The organism is Streptomyces sp. NPDC091387 (assembly GCF_044756945.1).
In the GTDB taxonomy this organism is placed as follows: domain Bacteria; phylum Actinomycetota; class Actinomycetes; order Streptomycetales; family Streptomycetaceae; genus Streptomyces.
Genome location: NZ_JBIVTZ010000009.1, coordinates 258,967 through 284,329, shown reverse-complemented (window position 1 = coordinate 284,329; position 25,363 = coordinate 258,967). Strand labels below are relative to the sequence as shown.

The following is a 25,363-nucleotide window of genomic DNA, read 5'->3' as shown; positions in this document are numbered from 1 at the left end:
TGCTTTTCGGCCACAGAGCCTTCGAACAGGAGACACCGGATGGCCTCGGACAACCGCCCGCGGCTCGGCACCGTACGGCTGCGGGACGCCCGCGCCGACGACGCCGGCCCCCTCACCCGGCTCCTCCTCGCCTCCCGGGCCGCCGCCATGCCGTACCTGCCCAGAGTGCACAGCGACGAGGCCACGCTCGGCTGGATGACCCACGTCGTGCTGCCCGAGACGGATGTCTGGGTGGCCGAACTCCACGAGGAGGGAGACGGGGTGGAGATCGTCGGCTTCGTCTCGGTCGACGGCGAGGAACTCGAACAGCTCTATCTCAGCCCCGGTGCACAACGCCGGGGCATCGGGACCCTGCTGCTGGCGAAGGCCAGGGAGCACAGTCCCGGGGGGCTCGCCCTCTATGCCTTCCAGCGCAATGCCGGTGCCCGCGCCTTCTACGAGCGGCACGGCTTCACCGCGGTCGAGTTCAACGACGGCAGCCGCAACGAGGAGGGGGAGCCCGACGTCCGCTACCGCTGGACCGCGTCCGGGTGAGGCGGGGCGGCGACCGCCTATGAAGCGGCCCTGAGGGCGCGCGCCCATTCGGCGACGGTGGCGACCTCGCAGCGCCCGGCGAGGAGGTCGTTCACGAGCGTGTGGTGCAGGGCGGGGCTGGGGTCGGCGCAGGCGTCGGACAGGACGGTGACCCGGTAGTCGAGGTCGGCCGCCTGAAGCGCGGTCGACAGGACGATGCCGCCCGTGGCCGGGGCGCAGCGTGGATGACGGGGACACCCGCGGTGCGCGCCGTGTCGAGGGCGTGCACGGCGCGCGGCAGATACTCGGCGGGCACGTGGTCGAGGTGGTGGGGCTGGAGGTCCATCGAGAGCAGGGCGGTGCGCGACATGGTGGGGCGCCTTTCGTTGAGTTGAGCCGTTCGCACACACAGCGCAGAGAGCAGCGGGCAGTGGACGTCGGGGTGCTCGCGGGGCGAAGTCCCGGGTGGGTTAAGGCGCTTGTGGCGCAGCGGCCGTGGTGCCCTGCTCCGTCGCGCGGCCGAGCGTGCGGTCGAAGACGGTCAGCAGCAGGGAGAGCACACCCGCGCCGAGCATGATCCAGGCGAGGTGGTGCATGCCGCCGGTGTCCGCGCGCTGCCCGAAGGAGGCGGCCGCGGTGGAGGAGGCGACCATCGAGCCGACGTAGGCGAAGGTGCGCAGCAGTCCGGCCGAGGAGGCGGTGCCCTCGGGATCGGACTGGAAGTAGACAGAGTTCTGCAGGGCCAGGCTGTTCAGCCCCTGCGGGATGCCGAATATCAGGGCGACGAGGACCAGCGTCCACACGGGGCTGTTCCCGGTGAGCGTCAGCATCACCGCGCAGGCGGCGATCTGGCCGAGCCCGCCGACGATCAGTTTGCCGCGCACGCCCTTGCGCCGCCCCGTGACGACCGAGACGCCGATGGCCACCAGGAACATGGGGATCTGCACCAGCCCGGCGCGGAAGGGCGAGAGCCCGAAGCCCTCCTCCGTCCACTGGGTGAACCCGTAGAGGAAGGCGTAGGCGACGATGTAGGCGACCAGCGCGCGCCCGTAGGTGGCCAGCAGCGGTGTGTTGCCGCCCAGTACCCGCAGGTTGATGAACGGGGTGGGGGCCCGTAGCTCCCGCACCGCGAACGCGGCGCTCGCCGCGGCGGTGATCGCCGGCAGGTACCAGTCGCGCAGATGGCGGTTCATCAGGAACAGCAGCAGGGAGATGAGCATCGCGGCGAACAGCGCCATCCCGGGCAGGTCGAGCTGGGCGGCGAGGCGCCCACGCCGCGGGGACTCCCCGGTGCCGGCCTCCTTGGGGAGCCGGAGCAGCCCCAGCAGCACGGCCACGGCCGCGAGCGGCACATTCAGCGCGAAGGTGCTGCGCCAGCCGCCCAGCCCGATCAGCAGGCCGCCCAGCAGCGGGCCGAGCACCGCGATGGTCTGGTTGGCGACGGCCAGGGCGGTCAGCACCCCGCCGGGACTGTCCTGCCCGGTGCGCTTGGCCTCGCTGCGCACCAGCGCCATCGCGGCGGGATACCCGGCGCAGGTGCCGAACCCGAGCAGGACACGAGAGGCGATCAGCACGCCCAGGTTCGGCGCCAGGGCGCCGACGACACCGGCGACCCCGACCAGGCTCGTACTGACGAGGAAGAGCCTGCGCGGCCCGAAGATGTCGATGAGCCGGCCCATGACGGGCTGCCCGAGCGCGGTGGCCAGGTAGAGGGACGAGACCAGCCACGCCGTCCGGGAGGGCGGCGCGCCCAGCGCGACGCCGATGGGTATGAGCGTGACGGCGATGATCGTCGAGTTGATCGGGTTCAGGACCGAACCCAGCATCATCGGTGGCAGCAGCCGCCGGTCGAAGCCCGCCGTCGCCGTCCCGCCCCGCCTCGCCGTTGTCCGGTCAGTCATGAGTGAGGCGTTCCAGTACGGCCATGGCGGCGATCACGGCCCGTCGTTCCTCCTCCGTGCACCTCTCCTGGAACTCACCGGCGAGCCATTCCTGCCGGGCCTGCCGCCCCTCCGCGACGCGTCGGCGCCCCTCCACGGTCAGTGCGATCAGCAGACGGCGCCCGTCGTCGGGGTCCGGCCGTCGTTCCACGAGCCCCAGGGCCGTCAGCGAGGCGACCGTGGCCGTCATCGACTGGTGGCGCACGCCCTCGGCCGAGGCGAGCTGACTGGCCGTGACGCCGGGCGTGCCGGACAGACGCGTCAGCACGGACTCCTGCCCGAAGGTGATGTCCTCGGCTTCGGCGGCGTTCAGGATGCGGCGCCGCAGGCGGCCGATGACCGTACGGACCTCTCGTGAGGCCTGGACCGCTGAGGGGGACGTGCGCGGGCTCTCGTTCATGCGCTCCACAGTAGAATGCACAGTCTGAGCTGTACAGGTTCACCTGTACAAATCGAGCCGCGCCCCTCGGCCTCGTCTCCCCGTCCGAGCTGGCACCTTTCAGCGCCTTTCACTTTTACGCAAATCGTTTGCGTAAATTGCAGGCTGCTTGCGAGCGCGTCGATGAGCCATCTATTGCCTTATTTGTCACGGCAGTTGAGGCGGTGTGGGGTAGTCCGTTTACGTTTCAGGTTCTGCCGCGACAGTGGACTACCCATCAATTCTCTGCAACTCTCTGACCGCAATACGCAAAAGCCCATCCTGTGGGTGCAGGAATCCATGCCCCAGCAGGTACGCAGAAAGAGCCGCGCCTTGGACGCGCCCTGCGCCGAGGCCGAAGATCGGGGACATATGAGACCGCAACGCTGGAGATGGCGGGTCCTTTCCGCCACTGTCACCACCAGCCTGCTGATGATCGGCTGGCCGGCACTCAACGCCTCTGCGGCCGGCGGCCCGAACATCGCCGCCGGCCAGAAGACGGCCGCGAGCAGCGCCGGCAGCGGGAAAGCCGCGGGGAACATCTCCGACGGTGACCAGTCGACGTACTGGGAGGGGGCGAGCAGCGCCCTGCCCCAGTGGGTGCAGAGCGACCTGGGCAAGGTCACCCGCGTCGACCAGGTCACCCTGAAGCTTCCCGCCGACTGGAAGAGCCGCCGGCAGACCCTGTCACTCCAGGGCAGCGCCGACGGCACCAGCTTCTCGACGCTGAAGACCTCGGCCGCCTACACGTTCGCACCCGGCAGCTCCAACAAGGTGACCATCAGTTTCCCGGCCACCCGGGCCCGGTTCGTACGGGCGAACATCACCGCGAACACCGTCGCGAAGAACGGCCAGCTCGCCGAGCTGGAGGTCCGCGCGGCGGCCGAGTCGTCGGTGAACCTGGCGGCCGGCCGTACGCTGACGGCCAGCAGCTACACCCAGACGTACACCGCCGCCCAGGCCAACGACGGCAACGCCGCCAGCTACTGGGAGAGCCGCAACGGCGACCTGCCGCAGTGGATCCAGGCGGATCTCGGGTCCTCGGTACGGGTGGACCGGGTGGTGCTGCGCCTGCCGGACGGCTGGGAGACCCGGAGCCAGACGCTGAAGATCCAGGGCAGCGCCAACGGCTCGGACTTCACCGACCTGACGCAGTCCAAGGCGTACACCTTCAGTCCGACGGCCGGTGAGTCGGCGACGATCACCTTCGACGCCACGACCACGCGCTACGTACGCGTCCTCGTCTCCGCCAACTCCGTCCAGCCGGGCGCCCAGGTCTCCGAGCTGGAGATCTACGGCCCCGTGTCCGGTGACACCCAGGCGCCGACCGCGCCGACGCAACTGGCGTACACCGAACCGGCCACCGGGCAGATCAAGCTGACCTGGAAGGCGTCGACGGACGACACCGCCGTCACCGGCTACGACATCTACGCCAACAACACGCTGCTCACCAGCGTGGCCGGCAACGTCACCACGTTCACCGACACCCGTCCGGCCGGTGCCACCGTGTCGTACTACGTCCGGGCCAAGGACGCGGCGGGCAACACCTCGGCGAACAGCAACACCGTGACCCGTACCGGGGATTCGGGTGACACCCAGGCGCCGACCGCACCGGGCAACCTGAGCTTCACCGAGCCGTCCGCCGGGCAGATCAAGCTGGTCTGGCAGGCCTCCACCGACAACAAGGGCGTCACCGGGTACGACATCTACGCCAACAACGTGCTGCGCAAGAGCGTCGCGGGCGATGTCACCACCTACACCGACACCCAGTCCGCCGCGACCACGGTCTCCTACACCGTCCGCGCCAAGGACGCGGCGGGCAACGTGTCGGGCGACAGCAACACCGTCACCCGCAACGGGAGCACGAGCGCGGCGTCCAACCTCGCGATCGGCAAGCCCATCTCCGCCTCGTCCGTGGTGCACACGTTCGTCGCGGAGAACGCCAACGACAACAGCCTGACCACCTACTGGGAGGGCGCCGGGGGAAGCTACCCGAACACCCTGACGGTCAAGCTGGGCGCCAACGCGGAGACCGAGAGCGTCGTCGTCAAGCTCAACCCGGACAGCAGCTGGGGGGCCAGGACCCAGAACATCCAGGTGCTCGGCCGTGAGCAGAGCGCCTCGGCCTTCACCAGTCTGGTCGCGGCCAAGGACTACGCGTTCAGCCCGGCCGGCGGCAACGCGGTGACCATCCCGGTCAGCGGCCGGGTGGCCGACGTCCAGCTCAAGTTCAACTCCAACACCGGCTCCGGTGCCGGTCAGGTCGCGGAGTTCCAGGTCCTGGGCGCTCCGGCACCCAACCCGAACCTCCAGGTCAGCTCGGTGACCGCGGCTCCCTCCGCGCCCGTCGAGTCGGACCCGGTCACCCTGACCGCGACGGTGCGCAACAGCGGTTCGGTCGCGGCGCCGGCGAGCAAGCTCGAATTCCGGCTCGGCGGTTCCAAGGTCGCCACCGCGTCCGTGGGCGCGCTGGCCGCCGGGGCCTCCACCCAGGTCAGTGCGGAGATCGGACCGCGTGACGCGGGCAGCTACGAACTCAGTGCCGTCGCCGACCCGGCGAACGAGGTCATCGAGCAGAACGAGACCGACAACACCTACACCAGCGCGACCGCGCTGGTCGTCAAGCCGGTCGCCAGCTCGGACCTGGTGGCGACCGGGGTCAGCACCTCCCCGTCCGCCCCGTCCAACGGGCAGAACGTCACCTTCTCCGTCGCCATCAAGAACCAGGGCACGGTGGCGTCCGCGGCGGGCGGCCACGCCATCACGCTGACCCTGCTGGACTCCAAGGGCGCCACGGTGAAGACCCTCACCGGCACCTACACCGGGGCCATCGCCGCGGGCGCCACCAGCGCCCCGGTGAGCCTGGGCAGCTGGACGGCGGCCAACGGTTCGTACTCCGTGAAGACGGTGATCGCGGACGACGCCAACGAACTCCCGGTGAAGCGCGAGAACAACACCTCCACCAGCTCGCTCTTCGTCGGCCGCGGCGCCGACATGCCGTACGACATGTACGAGGCCGAGGGCGGCGTCACCGGCGGCGGCGCCCAGGTCGTCGGTCCGAACCGGACCGTCGGCGACGTCGCGGGCGAGGCTTCCGGCCGCAAGGCCGTGACCCTCAACAACACCGGCAACTATGTGGAGTTCACCACCAGGGCGAGCACCAACACCCTGGTGACCCGGTTCTCCATCCCCGACTCCGCCGGCGGCGGAGGCATCGACTCCAAGCTGAACCTCTACGTGGACGGCGTCTTCCTCAAGGCGATCGACCTCACCTCGAAGTACGCCTGGCTGTACGGCGCCGAGACCGGTCCCGGGAACTCCCCGGGCGCGGGTTCGCCGCGGCACATCTACGACGAGGCGAACGTGATGCTGGGCAGGACCGTCCCGGCCGGCAGCAAGGTCCGGCTCCAGAAGGACGCCGCGAACACCTCCACCTACGCGATCGACTTCGTCAGCCTGGAGCAGGCCACCCAGATCGCCAATCCGGACCCGGCCGCCTACGCCGTGCCCGCCGGATTCACCCACCAGGACGTCCAGAACGCCCTGGACAAGGTGCGGATGGACACCACGGGCAAGCTGGTCGGCGTCTACCTGCCGGCCGGTGACTACCAGACCGCGAGCAAGTTCCAGGTCTACGGAAAGGCCGTGAAGGTCGTCGGCGCCGGTCCCTGGTACACCAGGTTCTTCGCACCCTCGGGCCAGGAGAACACCGACAACGGATTCCGTGCGGAGGCCAGCGCGAAGGGCTCGTCGTTCGCGAACTTCGCGTACTTCGGGAACTACACCTCGCGCATCGACGGCCCCGGCAAGGTGTTCGACTTCTCCAACGTCTCGGACATCACCATCGACAATGTCTGGAACGAGCACACGGTGTGCCTCTACTGGGGTGCGAACACCGACAGCATCACCATCAAGAACTCCCGGATCCGTGACACGTTCGCCGACGGCATCAACATGACCAACGGCTCGACGGACAACCACGTCGTCAACAACGAGTCCCGCGCCACGGGCGACGACAGCTTCGCCCTGTTCTCGGCGATCGACTCCGGTGGCTCGGACATGAAGAACAACGTGTACGAGAACCTCACCTCGATCCTGACCTGGCGCGCGGCGGGTGTCGCCGTCTACGGCGGCTTCGACAACACCTTCCGCAACATCCTGATCGCGGACACCCTGGTCTACTCGGGCATCACGGTGAGCTCGCTGGACTTCGGCTACCCCATGAACGGATTCGGGACCGAACCGACGACGATCGAGAACGTGTCGGTCATCCGCTCGGGCGGCCACTTCTGGGGGACGCAGACCTTCCCCGGGATCTGGCTGTTCTCCGCCTCCAAGGTGTTCCAGGGCATCAGGATCAACAACGTCGACATCGTCGACCCGACGTACAGCGGCATCATGTTCCAGACCAACTACGTGGGAGGACAGCCACAGTTCCCGATCAAGGACACCGTGCTGACCGACATCTCGATCTCCGGCGCCCGCAAGAGCGGGGACGCCCTGGAGGCCAAGTCCGGCTTCGGGCTGTGGGCCAACGAGATGCCGGAGGCCGGCCAGGGGCCCGCCGTCGGTGAGGTCACCTTCAACGGCCTCAAGCTCAGCGGCAACGCGCAGGACGTGAAGAACACGACCTCCACCATGAAGATCAACATCAACCCGTAGCGGCCCTTGCGCACAGGGACGCCGTCCGGTCAGCCGGACGGCGTCCCGTGGTGCGCAAATTCCTTGCGTCCGCACGTGCGAAGTTTGCGGGAACGGAACTGGCGACCGGTCACGAACCATGCGGAACCACCCCTGGCGTGCTGTCTCGGCTCTCTGGAGCCGAGTGGCACGCCTCTGTCGTGCATCACACGGGGCATGCAATGGACTGTCAAACTTTTACGAAAACTGCGCGAGATATTGCGTTCACATGTCGGCGCTGGTTGAGTGTGCCTCGCCCCGGCAGAGAGCCGGCCGCGGGCCTTCCATGCTCATGCCCGAAGGGGACCATCGATGAGAAGTGCTGGGTTCAGCCGCACACGCCGTACAAGCCGTGCCTCAGCGGCCGCCCTCGTCACCGCACTCGCCCTGACCGCTCTCGCCTCCTGCGGCACGAGCAGCAGCAGCGACAGCGGTGACAAGGACAGTGGATCCAAGGGTTCGTCCGACCCGTCGGCCCCGCTCGACCCGAAGACGAAGGTGACGATCTCGATCGACTGCATGCCGCCGGCGGCCAAGGCCGCGGAGCTGCGTGAGTGGAACGAGGACATCAAGACGTTCAACAAGACCTACCCGAACGTCACGATCAACGGAAAGTCCACCCCCGGGCAGTGCCTGGAGCCTCCCCGCTTCACGGCCATGCTGAAGGGGAAGTCGCAGCCGGACGTCTTCTACGCGTACTTCACCGACCTTCAGCAGGTGCTGGACAACGACGGGGCCACGGACATCTCCGCCTACGTCAACGACAAGTCGGTGCCCGCGCTCAAGGAGATCCAGCCCCAGGTCATCGATGTGGCCCGCAAGGACGGCAAGCTCTACGCACTGCCGACCAGCAACTACACCATGGGCCTGATGATCAACCGGAAGCTGTTCACACAGGCCGGTCTCGACCCGAACACCCCGCCCGCCACCTGGGACGAGGTCCGCGCGGCGGCGAAGAAGATCGCGGCTCTGGGCAAGGGCATCGCCGGCTTCGGCGAGTACAGCGCCGGCAACAACGGCGGCTGGCACTTCGCGGCCACCCAGTACGGCCTCGGCGGGGACGTCGTGGACGCCTCCGGCAAGAAGGCGGCCTTCAACGACGCCTCCGGCAAGCAGGTCCTCCAGCAACTGCACGACATGCGCTGGGAGGACGACAGCATGGGCAAGACGCAGCTGCTGAAGTGGGGAGATCTGCAGAAGCAGATCTCCACCGACAAGCTCGGCATGTTCCTCGCCGCCCCCGACGACATCGCGTACATGGTGCAGCAGCTCGGTGCCAAGTACGAGACCTTCGGCCTGGGCCCGATCCCCGGGGCCAAGGGCACCCTCTTCGGCGGCAACAACTACATGATCAAGAAGGGCAGCTCGCCCGACCAGATCAAGGCCGCTGTCGCCTGGCTGAACTTCAAGAACCTCACCCCGGGCAAGGGTCAGTTCGACTGGGCCCGCACCAAGGCCGACAAGTTGCCCGTCGGGCTGCCGCAGCCGAACTTCTTCCTGGGTGACAGCAAGGCCAAGGACGACGCCTCACGCACCACCAACGCGTCGATGCCCATCGAGAACTTCAAGGCCTTCATGGACAACCCCGTCCAGGGCAAGGCCGAGCCGCCGAAGGCGCAGGAGATCTACAAGATCCTCGACAACGCCATGTCCGGTGTCCTGACCAACAAGGGCGCCGACATCGACAAGCTGCTCTCCACCGCCGAGCAGCAGGTCAACCAGGTTCTGGCGAACCAGTAACGGACGCGCGGGGCCGGGTCACGCGGACCCGGCCCCGCATCCGGACCCGTCCGACTGCGCTTCAGTTCACCGGCACCGAGGAGACACCATGTCGGCCCCTACCCTGTCCAGCGGCAAGGCGACCAGGCCACACCACGGACACGCAGGACCCACCCGCCCGAACTCCGCCCGCGACGAGTTCCTGCGTGTTCTGCGCCGCAACATCTCAGCGCACGGCTTCCTGATCGGAGCGGTGCTCTGCTTCTCGTTCTTCTCCTGGTATCCGATGGTCCGGGAATTCATCCTGGCCTTCCAGAAGACCGAGAACGGCAAGACCACCTGGGCCGGCTGGTCCAACCTGTCCTACGTCGTCAACGACCCGGCGTTCTGGCAGGCCTGGCGCAACACCCTGCTGTTCACGGTGCTCGCGCTGGTGTTCGGCTTCGCCGTCCCGTTCGTCGTCGCCGTCGTGCTCAACGAGTTCCGGCACGGACAGGGATATCTGAGGCTGCTGGTCTATCTGCCGGTGATGCTGCCGCCGGTCGCCTCCGTACTGCTCTTCAAGTACTTCTACGACCCCGGCTACGGGCTCTTCAACCGCATCCTGGAAATCCTCCATCTGCCCGCACAGCAATGGCTCCAGGACACCGACACCGCCATGCTCTCGGTCGTCATCGCGGCGACCTGGATGAACATGGGCGGCGCGACGCTGATCTACCTGGCCGCACTCCAGGGGATTCCAGGTGAGCTGTACGAGGCGGCGGAACTGGACGGCGCCGGACTGCTGCGCAAGGTCTGGCACGTCACCATCCCGCAGACCCGGCTCATCCTCTCGCTGCTCCTGCTGATGCAGATCATCGCGACGATGCAGGTCTTCACCGAGCCGTTCCTGCTCACCAACGGCGCCGGCCCCGAGGGTTCCACCACCACCGTCGTCTACCTCATCTACCAATACGCCTTCAACTTCAACAACTACGGCAGCGCGGCGGCACTCGGCCTCGTCCTGCTCGTCGTCCTCGCGGGAGTCTCCGCGGTGTACGTACGACTGAGCCGCAGCAGCGAAGACTAGGACGGGAGCACGACCATGGCATCGAACACGCTTGTCTCCCGGCGCGGGAGCGACGGACGCAAGGCCGCACGGCGCAAGGACCGGCGCCCCGCCGACGTCGCGCGCCAGCGCACCCTGATCTCGCCGGCCCAGCTCGGCAGGGGCCGCGGCAAGGCCGTCTACTGGATCATCTTCGCCGCGGTGATCCTCCTGTTCACGATGGTCTTCCTTGGACCGCTGTACTGGATGGTCACCGGCGGCCTCAAGACCACGCAGGAAGTGGTGCAGAGCCCGCCCACGGCGTTCCCCAGCTCGATCCACACGGAGAACTACAGCCGGGCCTGGTCCGTGATGGACCTGTCCAAGCTGCTCTTCAACACCCTGTACTACGCCTTCGGCGCGCTCGCCTTCCAACTGATCTTCGACGTCGCCGCCGCCTACTCGCTGTCCAAGCTGCGGCCGGTGTTCGGCAAGGTCATCCTCGGCATGATGCTGGCCACCCTGATGATCCCCGCCACCGTCCTGGTCGTACCCCAGTACCTGACCGTCCTGGACGTGCCGATCTTCCAGCGCAACCTGCTGAACTCGCCGTGGGTGATCTGGCTCCCGTCCGTCACCAACGCCTTCAACATCTTCCTGCTGAAGCGGTTCTTCGACTCCATCCCGAGAGAACTCCTGGACGCCGCCGCCATCGACGGCGCATCACCCCTGCGCACTCTGCGCTCGGTGGTCCTGCCGATCTCCCGGCCGATCCTCGGCGTCGTCTCCATCTTCGCCGTCGTCGGGGTGTGGAAGGACTTCCTCTGGCCCATGCTCACCCTGCCCGACCCGAGCAAGCAGACCCTGAACGTGGGGATCTACTCGCTGGCCAACGGAGTTCCGGAGAACGTGCTCATCGCCGCGCTCACCATCGCGTCCATCCCGACGCTGCTCATCTTCCTGATCTTCCAGCGCAACATCATGGGCGGTCTGACCGCGGGCGGCCTCAAGGGCTGACGCCTCCGCCACACCACCCGCACAGCCGTCCTCCCCTCAGCACTCCGCCGCCGGCTCGACCGTCCTGCCCCGCATGCGGGCCGGCGGCGGAGTACCACCTGCCCGAAAGGAACGTCACGTGGCAGCCAACCGTCCGTCCGAGGCCACCGCGAACTGGTGGCGCGACGCAGCCATCTACCAGATCTATGTACGCAGCTTCGCCGATGGCGACGGTGACGGCACCGGCGACCTCGCGGGGGTACGGGCCAGGCTGCCCTACCTCGTCGAACTCGGCGTGGACGCACTCTGGTTCACCCCCTGGTACCTCTCGCCGCTCGCCGACGGCGGCTACGACGTGGCCGACTACCGCACCATCGACCCCGCGTTCGGCACCCTGGCCGAGGCGGAGAAACTGATCGCCGAAGCCCGCGAGCTCGGCATCCGCACCATCATCGACATCGTGCCCAACCACGTCTCCGACCAGCACGCCTGGTTCCGGGCAGCCCTGGAAGCCGGTTCCGGCAGCCCCGAGCGCGACCTCTTCCACTTCCGCAAGGGGCGCGGCCCGGACGGTGCGATTCCGCCCAACGACTGGGTCTCCGAATTCGGCGGCACCCCCTGGACCCGGCTGGACGACGGCGAGTGGTACCTCCACCTCTTCGCCACCCAGCAGCCCGACCTCAACTGGGCGCACCCGGCGGTCCGCCAGGAACACGAGGAAGTGCTGCGGTTCTGGTTCGAACGCGGTGTCTCGGGCGTACGGATCGACTCCGCGGCCCTGCTCGCCAAGGACCCCGCACTGCCCGACTTCGTCGAGGGCAGCGACCCGCACCCCTTCATCGACCGCGACGAACTGCACGCCATCTACCGCTCCTGGCGCGCCATCGCCGACGAGTACGGCGGCGTCTTCGTCGGCGAGGTCTGGCTCCCCGACACCGAACGGTTCGCCCGCTACCTGCGCCCCGACGAACTGCACACCGCTTTCAACTTCAACTTCCTGGCCTGCCCCTGGGACGCCGGACTGCTGCGGACCGCCATCGAGGACACGCTCGCCGAGCACGCCTCGGTCGGCGCCCCCGCCACCTGGGTCCTGTGCAACCACGACGTGACCCGCACCGTCACCCGCTACGGCCGCACCGAGACCGGCTTCGACTTCGACGCGAAGACCTTCGGCACGCCGACGGACCTGGTCCTTGGCACCCGCCGCGCCCGCGCCGCCGCCCTGCTCTCGCTGGCCCTGCCGGGTGCGGCCTACCTCTACCAGGGCGAAGAACTCGGCCTTCCAGAGGTGGACATCCCGCTGGACCGCATCCAGGACCCGATGCACTTCCGCAAGGGCGGCACCGACCCCGGACGCGACGGCTGCCGGGTACCACTGCCCTGGTCGGCGCAGGGACCGTACGCCGGATTCGGCGCCACCGCCGAACCCTGGCTCCCGCAGCCGGCCGACTGGCCCTCGTACGCCGCCGACCTGCAGAGCGACGATCCGGAATCGATGCTCACCCTGTACCGCGAGGCGCTTCGGCTGCGCCGCGGCGAACCGGGGTTCGGGACGGCGGGAGAGCCCGGCATCCGCCGGCTGACCTGGCTGGACGCGGCGCCCGGCGTGCTCTCCTTCGCCCGGACCGACGGACTCGTCTGCGTGGTCAACCTGGCCGCGGAGGCGGCCGAGCTGCCCCGCCACACCGCGGTACTGCTGGCCAGCGGCCCGCTCGACGGAGCGGGCAGGCTCCCACAGGACACCGCGGTGTGGCTGCGGGCCTGACCTCCGGACACCGGACGCACCTGCCCATGGGCCCGGCGGGGCCCATGGGCAGGATCGCGGGGGAACGAGGGCTGCGGCACAGTAGGGCATATGGACGCTCCGAATGACCTGAATGCCCTCGCCGACGAGCACCTGGCCGCAGCCCGCACTTCCCCGCACGGCCGCAGCGCCCACCTCCTGCTGCACGAGGACCCGCTGCGGCAGACCGTCATCGCGCTGACCTCGGGCTCCGCGCTCGATGAGCACAACGCCCCGCCCGCCGCCTCCCTCCAGGTGCTGCGCGGCACGGTCCGGCTCACGGCCGCCTCCGGCGATGTGGAACTGGCACCCGGACGGCTGCACCCCATCCCGCAGGAGCGGCACGGGCTGCTCGCGCTGGAGGACGCCGTGGTGCTGCTGACGGCGGTCAACGGCTGACAGCCCCCGGTCAGCCGTCGGGCAGCGCCCGGCGGCGGCGCAGCAGGAAGTCCCGCCCGGCCGTGTTCCGCGTGCGGTCCGCCGCCGCGTCGTAGGCGGACGCGGCCTCCTGGGTGCGGCCCAGCCTGCGCAGCAGATCGGCCCGCACGGCATGGAACAGGTGGTGGTCCGCCTGCTCCAGCTGGTCGACCAGTGCCGGCGCCGCTTCCGGACCGGCCACCTCGGCCCGGCCGCAGGCACTGCCGCACGAGCGACTGCCCCTCCGTGATCAGCTCGTTGAAGACCAGGTACACAACGGCGAGCACCGAGCGGAGCCGCTCGGGCAGATCGGCGTCGGAGGCACCCGGTAAGGGATCCGGGCGTCACGGATCTTGGCCTTCGCGCGCACCAGCCGCTGCGCCATGGTCGGCTCCGGCACCAGGAAAGCGTGAGCCGGTTCCGCGGTGGTCAGGCCGCCGAGCAGCCGCAGGGTCAGGGCGATCCGCGCGGTGGTGGGGAGCGAGGGGTGGCAGCAGGTGAACATCAGGCGGAGCCGGTCGTCGCGCACGGGGCCCTCCTCGGGCGGTTCGCTCCCGGCACGCAGCAGCGCGGCCTGCGCGTGCCGGCCGGTGCGGGAGGCCTCCCGGCGCAGCCGTTCGACGGCCCGGTTGCGCGCGGTGGTGATGATCCAGTCGGCCGGTGCGGGCGGCAGCCCGGTCACCGGCCACCGGTCGAGCGCGGTGGTGAACGCCTCCTGGACCGCTTCCTCCGCGATGCCGATGTCACCGAACGCACCGACGAGCACGGCGACGCACCGGCCGTACTCGGCGCGGAAGAGACGCTCGATCTCCCGCGCGGACAGGGCCGGTTCGTCCGGTCCGCCGCTGCCGGGCGGGCCGGACGGGAGGGCCCGTCATCAGGCCTCCACCTCACCCTCGAACGGGCGGACCTCGATGGGCAGCCCGATCGCCAGTGCGGCCTTGCGGCCCCAGTCGAGCCCGGCGTCCAGATCGGGGGCCTTGATGATGCTGAGCCCGCCGAGGTACTCCTTCCCCTCGATGTACGGCCCGTCGGTGAGCACCGTGCCGCCGTCCTCCGCCCGTACGACGGTGGCCGTGCTCGGGGCACTCAGGCCACCGTCGAAGACCCAGGCCCCGGCCTGTCGGAGCTCGCGGTGGAACTCCTCGACGTCGCGCATGATCCGTTCCATCTCCGCGGGCTCGGGCGGCACACCGTCGGCCGGTGTGACGACGCTGAGCAGGTAGTGCTTCATGGAGTGCCTCCTCGGGTACGACGCCGGTGACGTACCGGCCTCTCACCCTCTATACGAACGGCCGCCGCCCGGATCGACACGGAACACGGCCGTGTTCGACGATTTCTTCTTCCTAGTCTTTTGGGAGCGCTCCCAAAACGGCAGGATGAGGGAATGACCCCGCGAACCGGCCCTCGCGCCTACCACCCGGACGACCGTGCGGCCCTTGCCGACATCTGCGTCCGGACGGCGGACAACGGTGGCGACTCCCGGCACCTGTACCCGGACCTGGAGCTGATGCCGTCGATATTCGCCGCACCGTACGCGTACCTCGAACCCGACCTGGCCTTCGTGATCGACGACGGCACGGGCCGGGCGGTCGGATACATCATCGGGACGGCGGACACCCCGCGGTTCGTGACGGAGTTCCGCGAGCGCTGGCTGCCCCGGGTCGAGGACCGCTACCCGCGACCCGTGGACCCGCCGCGCGGGCCGGCCGACGAGATGATCGCGCTCCTGCACGACCCGGAGCGGATGGTCCTGCCCGAACTGGCCTGCCACCCGGCCCACTTGCACATCGACCTGCTCCCCGAGTGGCAGCGCCGGGGGTACGGGAGAGAGCTGATGCGCACGTTCCTGGCAGCCCTGCGCGCCAAAGGGGTCGAGGGGGTGCACCTGTCCATGCTCACCGCCAACACCCCGGCCAGGGCCTTCTACGACCGGCTCGGCTTCGCCGAGCTCCCGGTACCGGACCCCGGGCCCGTCAGCTATCTGGTGCGCGGCACGCAGCCGGACCTGTAGAGCGACGCCGTGCCGGGGGTGCCACGCCGGAACGCTGGGCAGGTACAGGTGTACGAGCCCGAAACGGGGCGAAGCGGCCGGTGGCGAGAGGCGTGTGACGTGAGCGAACAGACCGTATGGCAGTTCTCCGACGACCGTGGACAGGTGTCGTCCGCCGAGCGGCGCCCGACGCGGGTGCTCGCCTACGTCCAGGCCGGAGCGACCTTATGGGACCACGGGATACAGCCGATCGGGATATTCGGCTCCGGCCATGACGACCCGGCCGTGCCCGACACCGCGAAGACCGGATCGCTGCCCCTGACCGAGGTCGCCTACGCCGGCGCGGGCGCCACGCTGGACGTGGAGACGCTGCTGAGCGGCGAGCCCGACCTCGTGGTGGCCGTCAGCTACGGCGGCGGCCAGGTCTACGGCCTCGCCCCGGAGACGGCCAAGCACCTGGAGGAGCACGTCCCCGTCGTCGTCATCGACGTGGGCCAGGCACGCACCCTCGCGGAGACCGGCGACCGCTTCGCCCTGCTGGCCCGCTCGCTGGGCGCGGAGGAGCCCCCGGCGGCCGCGCGGGAGCTGGATGCTGCCCGGGACCGGCTGCGCACGTTCGCCGCGGGACCGGACCGGACCAGGGTCCTCGCCCTGTCCCCGGCCGGACAGGAACAGGCGCACCTGGCCCGCCCCCGCATGTGGCCCGAACTGCGGGTGCTGGCAGAGCTCGGCATCGACCTGGTGGAACCGGCCGAGGGCCCCGGTGCGAACTGGTCCACGGTCGGCTGGGCGGAGGCCGGGGCGCTGCGCCCCGCCGTCGTGCTCGCCGACATCCGGGTCAACGCCACCCCTCTCGACGAGCTCCGGACGAACGAGGCGTGGGCGGCGATCGAACGCACCGCCCGGGTGGTGCCCTGGAACCCGGAACCGGTGTGCAGCGCGCGGGCCCACGCCCGGTTCCTGGCCCTGGTGGCCGACGCGCTGGAGGCGTAGGGGCCTTCGTTCGGATCAGGCCGGAGCAGGACGGAGCAGGACGGATCGGGGAGCGGGCGTACGGCGCCACCGCGGCAGACGTGCGCCGATGCCCCCGTACGGACGTGTGCGATCGCGCGGGACGCCGCGGTTCGCGAGGCTGGCCGGGAGTGTCCGTCCCGGTACCCGCACGTCCCCAGGAGCAGGCCATGCAGCAGGACAAGCACCCTTCCTACCGTCCCGTCGTCTTCCGTGACCGTTCGGCGGGCTACGCGTTTCTGACCCGGTCCACCGCGTCGAGCGAGCAGACCATCGACTGGGACGACGGCAGCACCTACCCCGTCATCGACGTGGAGATCTCCGCCGAGAGCCACCCCTTCTTCACCGGGAAGGCCCGGGTGGTCGACACCGAGGGCCAGGTCGCCAAATTCGAGCGCAGGTACGGCGAGGACGGAGGCGCGGACGCCTCCTGACCCGTACGGCATCCGAGTCCCCGGCCCCTTCCCACCGGGCCGGGGACTCCGCCCGTCCCGACCGCACGCGCCGCCGCACGGGAAGTGACCCGTTCGGCCCAGTGTGCGCAACCTGGACCGGGGCCCGGCCGTTCGACCGAGGGCGGGCGTGAACGATGACGGGGAGGGCCGCGGCATGGTGCGGGACGGGTCGGCGACGGTGGTGACGGGCCTGGGGCTCGTGACCCCGGTGGGCGCCGATGAGCAGACCTTCTGGGCGGGGCTCTGCGCCGGGACCGGAGTGGCCCGGCACTGTGAGGAACTGGCCGGTCTGCCGGTCGACTTCGCCTGCCGGGCCGACGGACCGGACCTGGACGAGGCGGTCGGCGGGCGCGCGGTCTTCCGGATGGCGCGGTTCGTGAAGATGGCCCTCGTCGCCGCCCGCCGTGCCGTGGCGGACGCCGGGCTCCGCCCGGACCGCTGGGACGGCGGCCGGGTGGGCGTCGTACTGGGCGTCGGCGTGGGCGGTGTCTCCGTACTCGTCGACAACGTCCGCAGGCTGGACGCGGACGGGCCGCTCGCGGTCTCCCCGCTCCTCGTGCCGATGATGATGCCGAACGCGGCCGCCGGGGAGGTCGCCATCGACCTGCGCGCCCACGGGCCGAGCCTGGCCCCGGCCACCGCCTGCGCGTCGGGCGCCACCGCGATCGGCCTCGCCCGCGACCTGCTGACGAGCGGCCAGTGCGATGTGGTGGTGGCGGGCGGCGCGGAGTCCGTGGTGACTCCGCTGGTCGTGACCGCGTTCGCCGGGATGGGGGCGCTCTCGGTACGCACCGGTGATCCGGCGGCCGCGTCGAGGCCGTTCGCCGCGGACCGCGACGGGTTCGTCCTCGGCGAGGGCGCCGCCGTCCTCGTACTGGAACGGGCCGGGGACGTCCGGGCCCGTGGCGGGCGGGCGCGGGCGGTGCTGGCCGGTACGGGCGCTGCCACGGACGCCCACCACCCCACCGCACCCGACCCGGGCGGCCGGGGCGCCCAGCGAGCGGTCGAGGCGGCACTGGACCGGGCGGGCTGGGCCGCCCGCGACGTGGACCACATCAACGCACACGGCACCTCCACCCCGCTGAACGACGCCATAGAGAGCGCGCTCATCGCCCGGCTCTTCCCGCACCGGCCCTCGGTGACCGCACCGAAGGGCGTCATCGGACACACCCTCGCGGCGGGCGGCGCGATCGAGGCGGTGGCCACCGTACTGACCCTGGAACACGGCCTGGTCCCGCCGATCGCCAACCTCGACGCGCCGCCGGCGGAGTCCGGCCTCGACTGTGTGACCAAGGAACCCCGCAGACAGCGCGTCGAGCGGGCCCTCAGCCACTCCTTCGGATTCGGCGGCCACAATGTCGCTCTCGCCTTCCAACGGGCCCCGACACCCCACTGAACAGGAAGAAAAGGTCGGTCAATACCGGAAATCCGGGTGTCCTGACTGTTTCCTGATCGTTCCTGTCGTATGACCACAACGATCGACTGCACCGCTGTGACCGAGCCCGCCACGGAACGCGTCGCGGACCGGCTCACCACGGTGCTCCTCGGCCCGCACGCCCGCGGGGAACACGGCTTCTGGCAGCGGATCATCGCCACCGAGCCGTTCCGCAGGCCGGCGTTCCCCCCGCCCGGCCCCACCTCCGACGAACAGCTCGCACTGGCCTACGCACGCCTGCGCACACTCAACAACGCCCTGGACAGCGGCGCCAGGCTGGCCGCCGACCCCCGCGGCCTGGCCGCACTGCACGAATGGCTCGCCCCGGTCGACACGACCCTCGCCACCGTCGCGGGAATCCACTACAACCTCTTCCTCGGCAGCCTGCTGGACCACGACACCGACCGGTCCCGCGATCTGTCGGACTTCCTCGCGATGCGACGCGTCGGGACCTTCCTCTGCACGGAGGTGGCGCACGGCAACGACGCCGCCGCGGTCGAGACGACAGCTACCTACGACCGTGCCCGGGACGGATTCGTGCTGCACACACCGCACCTGGGCGCGCAGAAGTTCATGCCCAACACCAGCCAGGCCGGCGGCCCCAAGTCGGGGCTCGTCGCCGCCCGGCTGTTCGTCGGGGGAGTCGACCACGGAGTCTTCCTGCTGCTGGTACCGCTCACCGACTCGTTCCAGACCCTGCCCGGGGTACGGATCCGCAGGCTTCCGGCACGGATGGGCAGCCCCGTGGACCACTGCCTGACCTCCTTCGACCAGGTATTCGTGGGACGTGAGGCGCTGCTCGGCGGCGCACAGGGGCAGGTCGGCGACGACGGGGTGTTCCGCAGCGGCACCGCCGGCCGCAGACGCCGATTTCTCGCCTCCATCGCCCGCGTGACCACGGGCCGCATCTGCATGAGCGCGAGTGCGGTCGGCTCCGCCCGGACCACGCTCGCCATCGCGGTCCGCTACTCCGGCCACCGGTACATCTCCGGGGGCCGCGCGTTGCCGCCGCTGGCGGTGATCGCCCACCGCAGCCACCACGGCCCGCTCGCCGGGGCCATGGCCACCGTCTTCGCGATGAGCCTCCTGCACCGGCGGGCCCTGGACCGCTGGGAGGCGGCGATGCACGGCCCGGCGCCGGAACGCGAGGCAGCAGGACAGCTGGTCGACATCGCCAAGGGATGGATCACCTGGCAGGCCAGGTCCGTGATCGTCGAATGCCGCGAACGGTGCGGCGCCCAGGGCCTGCTGGAGAGCAACGGGATCACCGAACTCGTCACCGGGGTGGAGGGTGCCATCACCGCGGAGGGCGACAACCTGGCCATCCACACCAAGGCGGCATCCGAGATGGTCATCTCCGCGATGCCCGCGGCGCTGGACGAGGGGGGATTCCCGGACGGCTCGCCGGCCTGCGGCCTGGACGATCTGCGGTACCTCGGCCGGCTCCTGGCCCAGGTGGAGCGGATCCAGTTCGCCCGCTCCCGCGCACGCATGGCACGGGCCCCGCACGGTGGACCGCTGAAGCGGTGGAACGCGGGGTCGGGGCCCGCGCTGCGAGGCGTCGAGGCGCACGCGTACCGGCAGGCGGCCGACGCCTACGCGGAGGCCGTCGAGGGCCTGCCCGAGGGGTCCGCCCGCGAGCGGCTGACCGATCTGGCCCGGCTGTTCGCGCTGCGCTGGATCGAACGCAACAGCGGGGACCTGCTCGTCGCCGGCCACCTCACGGCCGGCCAGGTCGACGGACTGACGGAGACCATCGAGCAGCTCGTCACCGCCGTCGCCGCCCACCTGCCGGAACTCGCCGCCTCCTTCGGGCTGCCGGAGGAACTGCTCGCCGACTGGCCCATCGCGGGAGCCCGCTACGCCGAGGCGTACGACGACCCGGACGCGTCCTGGCACACGGGCGGACGGCTGGCGCCCGCCGGGGCCGAGTGGTGAGGGCCCGGCCGCTGCTCCGTGCGGCCGAGGCGGCACAGGGGCTGGGAGTCGGCGTCGTGCTCCTGGCCTTCTGGGGCACCGCGGCCGTGTTGTCGCGGTGGTGTCCAGGGGCACGCGCCCACTGAGGCGAATCGGTTCGCCGCAAGGCGTAACTGGACGGACTCTGCTCAGTTACTCCGGCGTCGGGGCGGTGAGAGGCACCGCCCCGTACACCCCCGCCGGACGGGCATGATGGAGAGGAAGACCATGAGCGCGATTCACCCCACGATCACCGAGGTACTCAGCCGTACCTTCAGGGTGCCTGTGGCCGAGATTCTCCCCGAATCCACGATGGACAGCCTGGACATGGACTCCCTGGCAGTCGCCGAGTTCGCCGTCGTCATGAGGGAGGCCCTCGGCGTCGAGCTGGACCCGAACACCCTGCACAGGGACACCAGCCTCGCCGGGCTCACGGAGTTCCTCCGGGCGTCGGCCGGGGGCGAGGCCCCGGTGGGCGCCGCCCGATGAAGACGCCGGCCATCGCCGTCACCGGCCTGGGAATGATCACCCCGGTCGGTAACGACACCGAGTCCACCTGGGACGGCGTGTGCGCCGGGGTCAGCCCGGCCCGCACCGTCCCCGCACTCGCAGGGTGCGCGATCGACTTCGCCTGCACGGTCGACGGCATCGACCTGGACGCCGCGATCGGTCGCCGTACGGCCTTCCGCATGGGCAGGTACGCCAAATTCGCCGTACTCGCCGCGCGGGAGGCGGTCGCCGACTCGGGGCTCGACCCGGGCGGCTGGGACGGCAGCCGGGTCGCGGTCGTCGTCGGCACCAGCAGCGGCGGCTCCGCCGGTCTCACCGATCAGGCGCTGGTGCTGGAGCGGCGCGGGCCCGAGGCGACCTCGCCCTCCGGGATCCTGCTCACCATCCCGAACATGCCGGCCGCCGAGATCGCGATCGAGATGGGCGCCACGGGCCCGAGCCTGGCGCCCTGCACCGCCTGTTCGTCCGGGATCACCGCACTGTCCGTGGCCCGGGACCTGCTCGTCACCGGGCAGTGCGATCTGGCCATCGCGGGGGCCACCGAATCGACCCTCTTCCCGATCGCCATGACCGGATTCGCCAGATCCGGCGCGGCCGCCCACGCGGACGGGGACCTGTCCCGGCTCAGCCGGCCCTTCGCGGCCGACCGGGCCGGGCTCGTCATGGGGGAGGGCGCCGCCGTCATGGTGCTGGAGCGCGCGGCCGACGCCGAGGCCCGGGGCGCCGAGCCGCGCGCGCTGCTCGCGGGCACCGGCGCCACCACCGACGCCCACCACCCCACCAGCCCGCACCCCGACGGCCGGGTCGCCCAGGCCGCCGTCGAGGCCGCGCTGCGCGACGCTGGCTGGCAGGCCGCGGATGTCGAGCACATCAACGCCCACGGCACGGCCACACCGCGCAACGACGCGGCCGAGGCCGCCCTCATCGGCCGGGTCTTCCCGCACCGGCCGCCGGTCACCGCGCCCAAGGGCGTACTGGGCCACTGCATGGGCGCGGCCGGAGCGATCGAGGCGGGACTGACGATCCTCACCCTCCAGCGCGGAATCATCCCGCCGGTCGCCAACCTGGACGCGCCCGCGCCCGGGTTCGACATCGACTGCGTCACCAAGCAGCCGCTGGTGCTGCCGGTCCGGCGCGCCGTCAGCCACTCGTTCGGATTCGGTGGACACAACGCCGTGGTCGCGCTCCTGCGGCCCTAGCGACCGGGCCGGTGGAGGGGGCCGGTGGAGCGGGCCGGGACCCCGCCCGTTCTGTCGGCCGCACCGCCGCTGAGCTGCGTGGAAGCCCGTGGTAGCGTGCCTGGGCCAGTCGAACTCCACGTAGGGGTCAGGGAATCCGGTGCGAATCCGGAACTGACGCGCAGCGGTGAGGGGGACGGGCGGGGCCAACGGCCACTGGGAGACCCATGGGTTCCCGGGAAGGCGTCCCGACCGTACGAACCCGAGTCCGAAGACCTGCTGGCACCCGCGGTCCGGCACCGGGTCGCGGAACTCCGTACACCGGGCCCCGCGCATGGGCCCAGAGACGCCGAGGTACTCCGTGCCGCCCATAGCCGGCCACGCCCGCTCCGCCGCCCTGCTCACGGCCGGAATCGTCCTGCTGACCGCCTGCGGCGGTGGGGGTGACAGCTCCGCAGCCAAGCCCACCGGGGGCGAGGGCTATCCGGTGACCCTGAAGAACTGCGGGCGCACCGTCACCGTGGACGCCGCCCCGCGCCGGGCCGTCCCGGTCGACCAGGGGTCCACCGAGATCCTCCTCTCGCTCGGCCTCGCCGACCGGCTGGCCGCCACCGCCACCTGGACCGACCCGGTGATGAAGGGGCTGGAGAAGGCCAACGCCGGCGTCCCGAGGATCTCCGAGAACCGCCCCTCGTCGGAGAAGGTCCTGGACCAGGAGCCCGACTTCGTCAGCGCCTCCTTCGAGTCGACGCTCGCCAAGGGCGGCGTCGCTCCCCGGGAACAGTTCGAGAAGCTGGGCGTCCCCACCTACGTCTCGCCCGCCGACTGCACCGCCAAGGACAACAGCAAGGACGGCGACGGAGTCCGGACCGGAGCGCTGACCATGGACAGCGTCTACGGCGAAGTACGCGAGCTGGCGAAGGTGTTCGGGGTTCCGGAGCGGGGCGAGAAGCTCGTGGCGCAGCTGCGTGCCCGGGTACGGAAGGCCACCGACGGCATCGACGCCTCCGGCGCCACCCTGATGTACTGGTTCGCCAACGCCGAGTCCCCGTACCTGGCGGGCTGTTGCGGGGCGCCCGGCGTCATCACGCGCGAGCTCGGCGCGAAGAACGTCTTCGACGACACCCATGAGGAATGGCCGCAGATCAACTGGGAGACGGTCGCCGACCGCAACCCGGACGTGCTGGTCATCGGCGATCTGACCCGCAAGTCGGAGACCGCGGAGAGCGCCTCGCGGAAGATCGCGTTCCTGGAGTCCAACCCCGCCACGAAGAACATGGACGCCGTACGGCACAAGCGCTACGTGCTGCTCAGCGGCCAGGCCATGAACCCGTCGATCCGTACGGTCGAGGGCGTGGAGCGCGTCGCCGCCGGGCTGCGTACCTTCGGGCTCACGGGGTGACGGACACCGAACGGGCCGCGCAGGCGGGGGAGCGCGCACTCCCCGCTGCCGGTGAGCGCGGACGTCCCGGCACCAGGGGAACCAGAGGCATCCGCGGCATCCGCGGCGGACTCCTGTGGGCCGGTGGGTTCCTGCTGCTCGTCCTGTCCGTCGCGGTGGCCGTCACCATCGGCCCGGCCAGGATCTCCGTCGGCGACGTCCGGGACACGGTCGCCGCCCACCTCGGGCTCGGGGAGTCGCCGCTCAGCCCGATCCGCGACGGCATCATCTGGAACCTGCGGATGCCCAGGACCCTGCTCGCCGCCGTCTGCGGCGCCGGGCTCGCGGTCTGCGGCACCGTCATGCAGTCGCTGCTGCGCAACCCGCTCGCCGACCCGTTCGTCCTCGGCGTCTCCTCCGGGGCGTCGACCGGCGCGGTCGTGGTCGTCGTCCTCGGGGTCGGCGGGGGAGCGGTGTCCCTGTCGGCCGGCGCGTTCATCGGGGCGCTGTGCTCCTTCGCGCTGGTCCTGCTGCTCAGCCACACCCTCGGTGGCAGCACCGACCGGGTGGTCCTGTCCGGGGTCGCGGCCATGCAGCTGTTCTCCGCGCTCACCTCCTTCGTCGTGATGACCGCCGCCGACGCCGAGCAGACCCGCGGCGTGCTGTTCTGGCTGCTGGGCTTGCTCGGCGGCGTCGGCTGGACCGATGTGTGGACCTGCTCCGCCGTGCTGGCCGTCACGCTGCTGATCTGCCTCGGCCATGCCCGTACGCTCGACGCCTTCGCGTTCGGCCAGGACGCGGCCGCCACCCTCGGCGTCCATGTCGGCCGCACCCGGATCGTCCTGCTCTGCACGACCGCGCTGCTGACCGCCGCACTCGTCAGCTCGGCCGGCGCCATCGGCTTCGTCGGCCTGGTGCTGCCGCACGCGGCCCGCGCGCTCACCGGTTCCGGGCACCGCAGGCTGCTGCCGGTCACCGCGCTGGCCGGGGCGGTGTTCCTGGTCTGGGTCGACACCCTCGCGCGCACCGTCCTCGATCCGCAGGAGGTTCCGGTGGGCGTCGTCACCGCCCTGATCGGCGTGCCCGCCTTCGTCCTCGTCCTCTACCGCACCCGGCGGTCCGCATGATCCCGCCCGCCCGCGGCGGGCTGCGGGCCGAGCGGGTCAGCCGGGAGGCGGGCGGCCGCCTCATCCTGGACGGGGTCTCACTGGAGCTGCCGCCCGGCGCCACCGTCGGGCTGATCGGCCCGAACGGATCGGGGAAGTCGACCCTGCTGCGGATACTGGCCGGAGTCCTCGCCCCGGACGCCGGCACGGTCACCCTCGACGACGACCCGCTGGCCAGGATCGGCCGCCGCACGGTGGCCCAGCGGGTCGCGGTCGTCGACCAGCACTCCCTCACCCAGGTCGAGCTGAGTGTCGTGGACGTCGTGCGCCTCGGCCGTATCCCGCACCGCCGCGCCTGGTCGGCGGCGACGGCCGCGGACGAGGCCGCGGTGGGCGAGGCGCTGGAGCGGACCGGCCTCACCGGCCGCCGGGACCAGTCCTGGCACACCCTCTCGGGCGGTGAGCGCCAGCGCGTCCAGATCGCCCGCGCCCTGGCGCAGCAGCCGCGCGAACTGCTGCTGGACGAGCCGACGAACCACCTGGATGTCCAGCACCAGCTGGAACTGCTGTCCCTGGTCACCGCGCTTCCGCTGACGGCCGTCATCGCCCTGCACGACCTCAATCTGGCCGCGATGTTCTGCGACCGGATCGTGGTGATGAACGCGGGCCGGGTGGTCGCGGGCGGAGCCCCGGACGAGGTGATCACCCAGGAGCTGATCGCGGAGGTCTACCGGGTCAGGGCCGTCGTGACTCCTGACGGCCCGGAGGGGCGGCCCTCGGTGCGCTTCCGGCCGGGGCGGCCCTGACCCGGGGGGCCCGCGGCACACGAGAGGGCGGACCCCGCG

At 70.7% G+C, this 25,363-nt stretch carries 21 protein-coding genes, 1 pseudogene and 1 riboswitch; of the genes and pseudogenes, 17 read left to right on the top strand and 5 right to left on the bottom strand.

Translation table 11 applies throughout. The annotated features are described in order from the left end of the window. The first annotated feature begins 39 nt into the window (after positions 1-39). A complete protein-coding gene (locus ACIQM0_RS20605) occupies positions 40-534 on the top strand; it encodes a GNAT family N-acetyltransferase (RefSeq protein ID WP_401288596.1) in 495 nt (164 codons plus the stop codon). Positions 535-551: 17 nt separating this feature from the next. Here the strand turns inward: ACIQM0_RS20605 and ACIQM0_RS20600 are convergent, their stop codons facing one another. From ACIQM0_RS20600 to ACIQM0_RS20590, 3 genes are read right to left on the bottom strand one after another with little or no spacing between them, the layout of a single operon-like run. Further along, the gene (locus ACIQM0_RS20600; protein ID WP_401288594.1) at positions 552-923 is read right to left on the bottom strand and encodes an isochorismatase family protein; all 372 of its coding nucleotides are present in this window, start codon (positions 921-923) and stop codon (positions 552-554) included. Positions 924-983: 60 nt separating this feature from the next. Next, the gene (locus ACIQM0_RS20595; protein WP_401288591.1) at positions 984-2,414 is read right to left on the bottom strand and encodes an MFS transporter; all 1,431 of its coding nucleotides are present in this window, start codon (positions 2,412-2,414) and stop codon (positions 984-986) included. Then, entirely contained in the window at positions 2,407-2,853 is a 447-nt protein-coding gene (locus ACIQM0_RS20590) for a MarR family winged helix-turn-helix transcriptional regulator (RefSeq protein WP_401288588.1), read from the bottom strand. The genes ACIQM0_RS20595 and ACIQM0_RS20590 overlap by 8 nt, the downstream gene beginning before the upstream one ends. Before the next feature lie 390 nt (positions 2,854-3,243). Here ACIQM0_RS20590 and ACIQM0_RS20585 point away from each other — a divergent pair, with 390 nt between their 5' ends. From ACIQM0_RS20585 to ACIQM0_RS20560, 6 genes are all read left to right on the top strand, one after another. After that, a complete protein-coding gene (locus tag ACIQM0_RS20585) occupies positions 3,244-7,533 on the top strand; it encodes a discoidin domain-containing protein (protein WP_401288586.1) in 4,290 nt (1,429 codons plus the stop codon). A 330-nt stretch (positions 7,534-7,863) separates the two neighbouring features. Next, positions 7,864-9,291 carry an extracellular solute-binding protein gene (locus ACIQM0_RS20580; protein ID WP_401288584.1) on the top strand — a complete coding sequence of 476 codons (1,428 nt, stop codon included), beginning with the start codon at positions 7,864-7,866 and terminating at the stop codon, positions 9,289-9,291. Between the two features lie 88 nt (positions 9,292-9,379). Continuing rightward, positions 9,380-10,339 (top strand): carbohydrate ABC transporter permease, encoded by a 960-nt coding sequence (locus ACIQM0_RS20575; protein WP_401288581.1) that lies wholly within the window; start codon positions 9,380-9,382, stop codon positions 10,337-10,339. A gap of 15 nt (positions 10,340-10,354) precedes the next feature. Next, positions 10,355-11,314, top strand: coding sequence for a carbohydrate ABC transporter permease (locus tag ACIQM0_RS20570; protein WP_401288579.1), 960 nt, complete (start codon positions 10,355-10,357; stop codon positions 11,312-11,314). Positions 11,315-11,432: 118 nt separating this feature from the next. Further along, complete coding sequence (locus ACIQM0_RS20565) at positions 11,433-13,058, top strand: glycoside hydrolase family 13 protein (RefSeq protein WP_401288576.1); 1,626 nt, start codon at positions 11,433-11,435, stop codon at positions 13,056-13,058. 90 nt (positions 13,059-13,148) lie between these two features. Beyond that, complete coding sequence (locus ACIQM0_RS20560) at positions 13,149-13,475, top strand: cupin (protein ID WP_385032056.1); 327 nt, start codon at positions 13,149-13,151, stop codon at positions 13,473-13,475. A gap of 10 nt (positions 13,476-13,485) precedes the next feature. Here the strand turns inward: ACIQM0_RS20560 and ACIQM0_RS20555 are convergent. Both ACIQM0_RS20555 and ACIQM0_RS20550 read right to left on the bottom strand, forming a co-directional pair. Next, positions 13,486-14,316, bottom strand: a pseudogene (locus ACIQM0_RS20555) (RNA polymerase sigma factor). Positions 14,317-14,370: 54 nt separating this feature from the next. Beyond that, complete coding sequence (locus ACIQM0_RS20550) at positions 14,371-14,727, bottom strand: YciI family protein (RefSeq protein ID WP_401288573.1); 357 nt, start codon at positions 14,725-14,727, stop codon at positions 14,371-14,373. A 153-nt stretch (positions 14,728-14,880) separates the two neighbouring features. Between ACIQM0_RS20550 and ACIQM0_RS20545 the strand changes: the two genes are divergently transcribed. From ACIQM0_RS20545 to ACIQM0_RS20500, 10 genes are all read left to right on the top strand, one after another. Further along, a complete protein-coding gene (locus tag ACIQM0_RS20545) occupies positions 14,881-15,507 on the top strand; it encodes a GNAT family N-acetyltransferase (RefSeq protein WP_401288571.1) in 627 nt (208 codons plus the stop codon). Positions 15,508-15,606: 99 nt separating this feature from the next. Then, entirely contained in the window at positions 15,607-16,479 is an 873-nt protein-coding gene (locus ACIQM0_RS20540) for an ABC transporter substrate-binding protein (RefSeq protein ID WP_401288569.1), read from the top strand. A gap of 188 nt (positions 16,480-16,667) precedes the next feature. Then, positions 16,668-16,931 carry a type B 50S ribosomal protein L31 gene (locus ACIQM0_RS20535; RefSeq protein WP_401288567.1) on the top strand — a complete coding sequence of 88 codons (264 nt, stop codon included), beginning with the start codon at positions 16,668-16,670 and terminating at the stop codon, positions 16,929-16,931. 175 nt (positions 16,932-17,106) lie between these two features. Continuing rightward, positions 17,107-18,348, top strand: coding sequence for a beta-ketoacyl-[acyl-carrier-protein] synthase family protein (locus ACIQM0_RS20530; protein ID WP_401288806.1), 1,242 nt, complete (start codon positions 17,107-17,109; stop codon positions 18,346-18,348). A 69-nt stretch (positions 18,349-18,417) separates the two neighbouring features. Then, positions 18,418-20,325: an acyl-CoA dehydrogenase gene (locus tag ACIQM0_RS20525; protein WP_401288565.1), complete on the top strand. Its 1,908-nt coding sequence runs from the start codon at positions 18,418-18,420 to the stop codon at positions 20,323-20,325. A gap of 246 nt (positions 20,326-20,571) precedes the next feature. Continuing rightward, positions 20,572-20,832 (top strand): acyl carrier protein, encoded by a 261-nt coding sequence (locus tag ACIQM0_RS20520; protein ID WP_401288563.1) that lies wholly within the window; start codon positions 20,572-20,574, stop codon positions 20,830-20,832. After that, positions 20,829-22,052: a beta-ketoacyl-[acyl-carrier-protein] synthase family protein gene (locus ACIQM0_RS20515; RefSeq protein ID WP_401288560.1), complete on the top strand. Its 1,224-nt coding sequence runs from the start codon at positions 20,829-20,831 to the stop codon at positions 22,050-22,052. Before ACIQM0_RS20520 ends, ACIQM0_RS20515 begins: the two co-directional genes overlap by 4 nt. 89 nt (positions 22,053-22,141) lie before the next feature. Continuing rightward, a riboswitch (cobalamin riboswitch) is annotated at positions 22,142-22,330 on the top strand. Between the two features lie 35 nt (positions 22,331-22,365). After that, entirely contained in the window at positions 22,366-23,433 is a 1,068-nt protein-coding gene (locus tag ACIQM0_RS20510; RefSeq protein ID WP_401288557.1) for an ABC transporter substrate-binding protein, read from the top strand. Further along, positions 23,430-24,539 (top strand): FecCD family ABC transporter permease, encoded by a 1,110-nt coding sequence (locus ACIQM0_RS20505; protein WP_401288555.1) that lies wholly within the window; start codon positions 23,430-23,432, stop codon positions 24,537-24,539. The genes ACIQM0_RS20510 and ACIQM0_RS20505 overlap by 4 nt, the downstream gene beginning before the upstream one ends. After that, positions 24,536-25,324: an ABC transporter ATP-binding protein gene (locus ACIQM0_RS20500; protein ID WP_401288553.1), complete on the top strand. Its 789-nt coding sequence runs from the start codon at positions 24,536-24,538 to the stop codon at positions 25,322-25,324. Before ACIQM0_RS20505 ends, ACIQM0_RS20500 begins: the two co-directional genes overlap by 4 nt. Positions 25,325-25,363: the final 39 nt, after the last annotated feature.

What these genes read in the sequence shown, in the direction of transcription:
- ACIQM0_RS20550 (WP_401288573.1), bottom strand. Translation starts at nt 14,727, where the DNA reads ATGAAGCACTACCTGCTCAGCGTCGTCACACCGGCCGACGGTGTGCCG.
- ACIQM0_RS20595 (WP_401288591.1), bottom strand. Translation starts at nt 2,414, where the DNA reads ATGACTGACCGGACAACGGCGAGGCGGGGCGGGACGGCGACGGCGGGC.
- ACIQM0_RS20530 (WP_401288806.1), top strand. Translation starts at nt 17,107, where the DNA reads ATGGTGCGGGACGGGTCGGCGACGGTGGTGACGGGCCTGGGGCTCGTG.
- ACIQM0_RS20570 (WP_401288579.1), top strand. Translation starts at nt 10,355, where the DNA reads ATGGCATCGAACACGCTTGTCTCCCGGCGCGGGAGCGACGGACGCAAG.
- ACIQM0_RS20535 (WP_401288567.1), top strand. Translation starts at nt 16,668, where the DNA reads ATGCAGCAGGACAAGCACCCTTCCTACCGTCCCGTCGTCTTCCGTGAC.
- ACIQM0_RS20575 (WP_401288581.1), top strand. Translation starts at nt 9,380, where the DNA reads ATGTCGGCCCCTACCCTGTCCAGCGGCAAGGCGACCAGGCCACACCAC.
- ACIQM0_RS20500 (WP_401288553.1), top strand. Translation starts at nt 24,536, where the DNA reads ATGATCCCGCCCGCCCGCGGCGGGCTGCGGGCCGAGCGGGTCAGCCGG.
- ACIQM0_RS20560 (WP_385032056.1), top strand. Translation starts at nt 13,149, where the DNA reads ATGGACGCTCCGAATGACCTGAATGCCCTCGCCGACGAGCACCTGGCC.
- ACIQM0_RS20545 (WP_401288571.1), top strand. Translation starts at nt 14,881, where the DNA reads ATGACCCCGCGAACCGGCCCTCGCGCCTACCACCCGGACGACCGTGCG.
- ACIQM0_RS20520 (WP_401288563.1), top strand. Translation starts at nt 20,572, where the DNA reads ATGAGCGCGATTCACCCCACGATCACCGAGGTACTCAGCCGTACCTTC.
- ACIQM0_RS20605 (WP_401288596.1), top strand. Translation starts at nt 40, where the DNA reads ATGGCCTCGGACAACCGCCCGCGGCTCGGCACCGTACGGCTGCGGGAC.
- ACIQM0_RS20515 (WP_401288560.1), top strand. Translation starts at nt 20,829, where the DNA reads ATGAAGACGCCGGCCATCGCCGTCACCGGCCTGGGAATGATCACCCCG.
- ACIQM0_RS20590 (WP_401288588.1), bottom strand. Translation starts at nt 2,853, where the DNA reads ATGAACGAGAGCCCGCGCACGTCCCCCTCAGCGGTCCAGGCCTCACGA.
- ACIQM0_RS20585 (WP_401288586.1), top strand. Translation starts at nt 3,244, where the DNA reads ATGAGACCGCAACGCTGGAGATGGCGGGTCCTTTCCGCCACTGTCACC.
- ACIQM0_RS20580 (WP_401288584.1), top strand. Translation starts at nt 7,864, where the DNA reads ATGAGAAGTGCTGGGTTCAGCCGCACACGCCGTACAAGCCGTGCCTCA.
- ACIQM0_RS20510 (WP_401288557.1), top strand. Translation starts at nt 22,366, where the DNA reads ATGGGCCCAGAGACGCCGAGGTACTCCGTGCCGCCCATAGCCGGCCAC.
- ACIQM0_RS20525 (WP_401288565.1), top strand. Translation starts at nt 18,418, where the DNA reads ATGACCACAACGATCGACTGCACCGCTGTGACCGAGCCCGCCACGGAA.